The organism is Streptomyces sp. MnatMP-M17 (assembly GCF_900091995.1).
Taxonomy (GTDB): Bacteria; Actinomycetota; Actinomycetes; order Streptomycetales; family Streptomycetaceae; genus Streptomyces.
Genome location: NZ_FMDK01000717.1, coordinates 1 through 5438, shown reverse-complemented (window position 1 = coordinate 5438; position 5438 = coordinate 1). Strand labels below are relative to the sequence as shown.

The window sequence follows — 5438 nt, the reverse complement described above, 5'->3', positions numbered from 1 at the left end:
GATCGCCGGGCTCGACGGCCGTTACAGCTGCGGTGTCTGCGGCTGGGTCAACCATCACTCCGAGGGACACCGCCCGCTGCCGCGCGCGGAGGACGACATCGACCACGTGGCGGCCCGCACCGACGACAACCGGCTGAGCTGACCTGGGCGTACGGCCCCGAGGCACGGCGGCCGAGGTACCCGCCCGGCACCTGAGACCGGTTAGCCCGTGTGCCGTCGAAAACGTTAGGTTCTGAGCATGACCGACACGTCTTCTTCCCGTACTACCGGCGCCGTCGCCGCCGGTCTCGCCACCCTCACCGAGGACGGCACCGTCCTGGACACCTGGTTCCCCGCTCCCGAGCTCGCCTCGGAGCCCGGACCGGCCGGCACCGAGCGGCTGACCGCCGAGCGCGCCGTGGAACTGCTCGGCGAGGGCGCGGCCAAGGCCGTCGGGCCCGACGCGCGCCGTGGAGTCGAGGTCGTCGCCGTCCGTACGGTCATCTCCTCGCTCGACGACAAGCCGCTGGACGCCCATGACGCGTATCTGCGGCTGCATCTGCTCAGCCACCGGCTGGTCCAGCCGCACGGCCAGAGCCTGGACGGCCTCTTCGGGCTGCTCGCCAATGTCGTCTGGACCTCGCTCGGTCCGGTCGCCGTCGACGCGCTGGAGACGGTACGGCTCAACGCGCGCGCCGAGGGACTGCACCTCCAGGTGACCTCGGTCGACAAGTTCCCGCGGATGACGGACTACGTGGCGCCCAAGGGCGTCCGGATCGCCGACGCCGACCGCGTACGGCTCGGCGCGCATCTCGCCGAGGGCACGACCGTGATGCACGAGGGCTTCGTCAACTTCAACGCGGGCACGCTCGGCACCTCGATGATCGAGGGACGGATCTCCGCGGGCGTCGTCATCGGCGACGGCTCCGACATCGGCGGCGGCGCCTCCACCATGGGCACGCTCTCCGGTGGCGGCAAGGAGCGCATCGTGATCGGCGAGCGCTGTCTGATCGGCGCGGAGGCGGGAGTCGGGATCGCGCTGGGCGACGAGTGTGTGGTCGAGGCCGGGCTGTATGTCACGGCCGGTACGCGCGTCACGATGCCCGACGGCCAGATCGTCAAGGCGCGTGAGCTGTCCGGCGCGAGCAATATCCTCTTCCGCCGCAACTCGGTCACCGGCGCGGTCGAGGCCCGTCCGAACAATGCGGTCTGGGGCGGTCTCAACGACGTGCTCCACAGCCACAACTGAGCCCAGAACGCGGGCGGCAGGACACGGGCGGCAGCGCTGAACGAGGGGGGCCGACGGGCCGTACGGGGAGGGGATCGTATGGCGCGGATACGCCGTTCCGCTGTGGCGACGGTGGGCGCGCCGGCGCTGGTGGCGGTGGTCGGCGGATGCTCCGACATCCGGAACGAGATCGACGCGGAGCGACGCGCGCACCCCGGGCCGTCGTCTCCGCCGCCCTCGTTCCCGGCACCCTCGTCGTCCCCGGCGCCCGCGACACCGTCGTACCGAGCACCGGCCGACCCGCGCCCCACCGAGGACTTGGGTCCCCGGCCCTGGGAGGCCACCGGACCGGGGCCCTGTCTCGCCTCGGGCGTCTCCTTCGGGCATGGGCCGGTGGACGCCGCCATGGGCCATCGGGCCGTCGAGATCGAGCTGATGAACTGCGGGAAGAGGCCCTACCGCGTCAACGGCTATCCCGAGATCGGCGTCCTGGACGAGGACCGTGAGCCGCTCGCGCTCAAGCTGACCCATGGGAACGCGTACACGGACGCCTCCAGGGACCAGGGACCGAAGCCGCTGACGCTGGCGCCGGGGGAGTCCGTGCGGTCGGTGCTGCACTGGAACAACCGGATCACCGACATGGCGGCCCACGACAGCGGCGCCTATGTGGTGATCGCCACGGCGGCGGGCGAGGAGCGGAGCACGCTGCCTCTGCCGGTCGATGTCGGTACGTCGGACGAACTGGACGTCACCGCATGGGCCACCGGACCGGCCCCGCGTCCGAACTGAGCGGTCCGGGTCTGCCGTTGGCAGTATTTCGCTGTCGGCCGTTCGGCGTTCGTATATCGGCATCGAACAGTGATCGGCCGTCCGTTCGGGATGCGGCAGGATGCTCCCATGATGCGTACTCTGCGCCGTCCGCTGCTTCTGCTGTTACCGGCCCCCGCCCTCACGTCCGCTGCCTGCGGAACCGAGAGGGCGCACGCCGGCGCCTCGGCCGACCGTGCCGAACTGGATGCGCGCGCCCGGTATATGCAGTCGGCGATCGAGCTGATCCGGGTGACCGAGGTGGACGGCCCTGTCGTACGGCTCAGCGCCGAGCGGGCGACGGTGGACCGCGAGACGCTGCGGCGCGCGGTGGAGTCCGCGCACCCTGCCACGGACACCGAACTCGACGCGCTGCTGCCGGAACAGACGGCTCCGGCATCGCCGGTCGAACGAGGCGATCTGCCTCCGGTGGGCGACGGTGCTCCGAACAACAGCGTGCCGGAGGGAGCTTCGGGGTAGCAGGGGCCGGACTGTCAGTGGGTGCTGGTCCAATAGGGGACATGGAGGGCATGGAGAACATGGAGAACAAAAACGCCCACCGGGGCGAAGCAGACCTGGGCGAAGCGGATTTGGCCGACCGAGGCGCGGGCGACCGAGGCTCGGACGACCGAGGCTCGGCGGACCGGGAGGCGGGCGATTCAGGCGCGGCCGACCGGGGCGAACTCGACGCGCTGCGCGCGGCCTTCCCGGCGGAGCAGTGTCTGCCGCCGCTGGGCTGGGACGCGGTGCGCGCCTTCGAGCGCGAGCAGGGGATCGTCCTGCCCGAGCCGTACCGCACGCTGGTCGCCGAGATCTGCGACGGATGCAGCGAGGGCCCGGCCGATATCGACGGGCTGATACCCGTGGCGGCACTGCCCGCCGACTGGGGATGCGCGCAGACACAGCGGGTGCTGTCGAAGCCTTTCCCGCTCACCGAGGCGTGGGTGTGGGAGGACGACCCGCGGCCGTACGAGGAGATCGAACCGCTCATCGACGAGGTCTGCAACCACGGGAGCGTGGTGCTGGGCGCGGACGGCTGCGGGATGTACTGGCATCTCGTCGTCACGGGCCCGCAGCGGGGCCGGATCTGGAACATCAGCGATGTGGGCGCGGCGCCGTTCGGGGCGGCGTTCGGCCACACCACCGCGGGGGACGGGTTCGCCGGCTGGGTGGCGCACTGGGCGACCACACGGCGGCCATGGTTCGACGTCGTGGTCTGACGGGAGCCATGACCGGACGGGTCCGTGACGGGACGGCGGGTCCGTGACCGGGCGGGAGTCATGACCGGACGTCGGCCGCGACGGGGCGGGACGACGAGGACGGTCTGTTGACCTCAACCGCACTTCATCTTCGAGCATGGTGGCGAGGGCGCACCGCGGGGGTGCGCCACCGAGGAGGTAGCACCATGTCCGTGCGGTCCGCCGCCCTGCCCGAGATCACCCGCCCGGGTGTGGGTGTCGTCATGGTCGGCCGCTGGCGACTCGGCACGCCCGAGCGTCTGCGGGCCGCGGTCGAGGCCGTCGACCGCGGCCGGCGGAGCCGGGAGTGGCCGGATGCCGGGCTGCTCTCGTACTCCGTCCTCGCCGGCAACGACGGCGGCACCCTGCTCCACTACTCGCAGTGGCGCGACCAGGAGGCGTACGAGGAGTTCGTCCGCACCCGCCGTGACGAGTGCAACGCCGAGATCGACGCGGCCGTGCCCGGGATCGAGCGTGTCGGGCTGCGGTCGTACGAGCTGTACCGCAGCAGCGAGCGCGCGGCGGGCGAGCGCCGGGTTCCGGGCTGTGTCGTGATCGTGGACGTGGAGTTCGACCGGCCCGGCAGGGAGCGGCAGAAGGCCTGGACCGATGCCGTCTTCGAGGCCCTCGGCAGCGAGCCGGCCCCGGCCTCCGGCGGGATCTCGGCGCACTTCCACATCAGCGTGGACGGGACACATGTCCTGAACTACGCGGAGTGGGAGAGCGAGCAGGCGCATATCGACGCGCTGGCCGCGCCGGGCGACGGCGTCGGCTCGGACACCGAGGCATGGCGGCGGGTGCGGAATTACGCCGGGCTCACGGGCAGTACGGTGCGGCGGTACACACCCGTACTGAGCCTCACCGCAGGGTGAGAGCGGCGGCCCGGCCGTATGTGGGGTACGGCCGGACCGCCGCGGTTCCCGGGGTGTGACGCCCCCTCGTACGAAGGTTTCCGGCCACTTGGGGAAGAGCCGTGCGAGGGCTCGTTCTACGCGCGTAATCTCCTTGCTGTGCGGGCCAGTTGTCAAGGGTGCCTCGGCCCGCTCCACCTGTCGGGTACATGAACCGGGTGGGATGGGTCCAAATGCGTCTACGCTGGGGGCCGCCGTGAATCCGTACGCCGCGAGGAGAACCGCCAGATGACCGGAGACCGCCCCACCGTGCCCCCGGTACGACTGCCCTCGGACGCGGAACTGGCGCGGGACGCGCTGGCCGCGCCACTGCTCGCCCGAGCCGTGCGGCTGGCCCGCTGGGCGGGGCCCGGGACTCGCGTGGGCGCGGGCGGCGAGCTGGTCGACGAGCAGCTCCCCGAGGCGGCGAAGGTGCTCGGTCTCGTGGACGAGGAGTCGCGGGAGGACGGCGAGGCGTACGCGAGCGAGGCGTGGCGCGTCGCGGTCGACACAGGCCTGGTGACGGTCGAGGACGACGAGGACGGCGACACGGAGGACGGCGCGGACGACGGCACCACCGGCCGCGTCACGGCGGGCGAGCAGCTCGCTCTCCTCACCTCCGGCTCCCCGCAGGACATCCTCGGGATCTGGCTGGACGCCCTGGACGTCGTGTTCGCCGACGCGACCGCGCCGGTCCTGGACGATCTGGCCGCGGCGATCGGCGAGGACGGCGAGATCGACTTCGAATCGCTCGACTGGGACCCGGAGTCGGAGGCGGAGTTCCTGGAGGGCGTGCTCGGCAATCTCTATCTGCTCACCGTCGCGGACGGCGGCGGCGCCGGGGACGGCGCGTCGGGCCCCGTACCGCTGCCCGTCCTCGCCGCGTCGATGATCGTGCCCGACGACATGGGCGAGCCCACCGACGACGTCCTGGAGCAGGTCTCCGAGGCGATGATGCGGCTGGACGACCAGTTCCGGCTGCTGGAGCCGGTCGGGCTGGTCTCGTACGTACCGGTGGACGAGGCCCTGATGGAGGAGGACGCGGGAGGCGCGGCCGATGCCACGCTGCCCGTCGGCGAGGAGGACGTCGCCCGCTACGGCATGGTCCGGCTGACGCCGCTCGGGCTCTACGGGATCAGGTCCCGGATGCTGGAGGCGGGAGTCGACGCGCCCGCGGTCGGCGATCTCGCGGCCAAGGACGCGCACGCGCTGCTGGACGGCGTCGCGCACTTCCCGGAGCTGTCCGCCCGCGCCGAGACCGAGCAGTGGCTGGCCCGCCGCGCGCCGGCCGACGCG

Annotated in this window: 6 protein-coding genes; all 6 read left to right on the top strand. The window is 72.0% G+C overall.

Going from position 1 to position 5438, the window contains the following annotated elements; all coding sequences use genetic code 11:
* Positions 1–238: 238 nt before the first annotated feature.
* Positions 239–1228: a 2,3,4,5-tetrahydropyridine-2,6-dicarboxylate N-succinyltransferase gene (gene dapD / locus GA0115259_RS29030; protein ID WP_093602517.1), complete on the top strand. Its 990-nt coding sequence runs from the start codon at positions 239–241 to the stop codon at positions 1226–1228.
* 78 nt (positions 1229–1306) lie between these two features.
* Positions 1307–1996, top strand: a complete 690-nt coding sequence (locus tag GA0115259_RS29025; protein WP_093602515.1) for a DUF4232 domain-containing protein — start codon at positions 1307–1309, stop codon at positions 1994–1996.
* 108 nt (positions 1997–2104) lie between these two features.
* Positions 2105–2494 (top strand): hypothetical protein, encoded by a 390-nt coding sequence (locus GA0115259_RS29020; RefSeq protein WP_093602513.1) that lies wholly within the window; start codon positions 2105–2107, stop codon positions 2492–2494.
* A gap of 41 nt (positions 2495–2535) precedes the next feature.
* The gene (locus GA0115259_RS29015) at positions 2536–3234 is read left to right on the top strand and encodes an SMI1/KNR4 family protein (RefSeq protein WP_345941041.1); all 699 of its coding nucleotides are present in this window, start codon (positions 2536–2538) and stop codon (positions 3232–3234) included.
* A 185-nt stretch (positions 3235–3419) separates the two neighbouring features.
* Positions 3420–4124, top strand: a complete 705-nt coding sequence (locus GA0115259_RS29010; protein ID WP_093602511.1) for an antibiotic biosynthesis monooxygenase — start codon at positions 3420–3422, stop codon at positions 4122–4124.
* 267 nt (positions 4125–4391) lie between these two features.
* A partial coding sequence (locus GA0115259_RS29005; RefSeq protein WP_107469282.1) for a hypothetical protein occupies positions 4392–5438 on the top strand: 1047 nt, incomplete at its 3' end.

What these genes read in the sequence shown, in the direction of transcription:
- GA0115259_RS29025 (WP_093602515.1), top strand. Translation starts at nt 1,307, where the DNA reads ATGGCGCGGATACGCCGTTCCGCTGTGGCGACGGTGGGCGCGCCGGCG.
- GA0115259_RS29010 (WP_093602511.1), top strand. Translation starts at nt 3,420, where the DNA reads ATGTCCGTGCGGTCCGCCGCCCTGCCCGAGATCACCCGCCCGGGTGTG.
- dapD (WP_093602517.1), top strand. Translation starts at nt 239, where the DNA reads ATGACCGACACGTCTTCTTCCCGTACTACCGGCGCCGTCGCCGCCGGT.
- GA0115259_RS29015 (WP_345941041.1), top strand. Translation starts at nt 2,536, where the DNA reads ATGGAGGGCATGGAGAACATGGAGAACAAAAACGCCCACCGGGGCGAA.
- GA0115259_RS29020 (WP_093602513.1), top strand. Translation starts at nt 2,105, where the DNA reads ATGATGCGTACTCTGCGCCGTCCGCTGCTTCTGCTGTTACCGGCCCCC.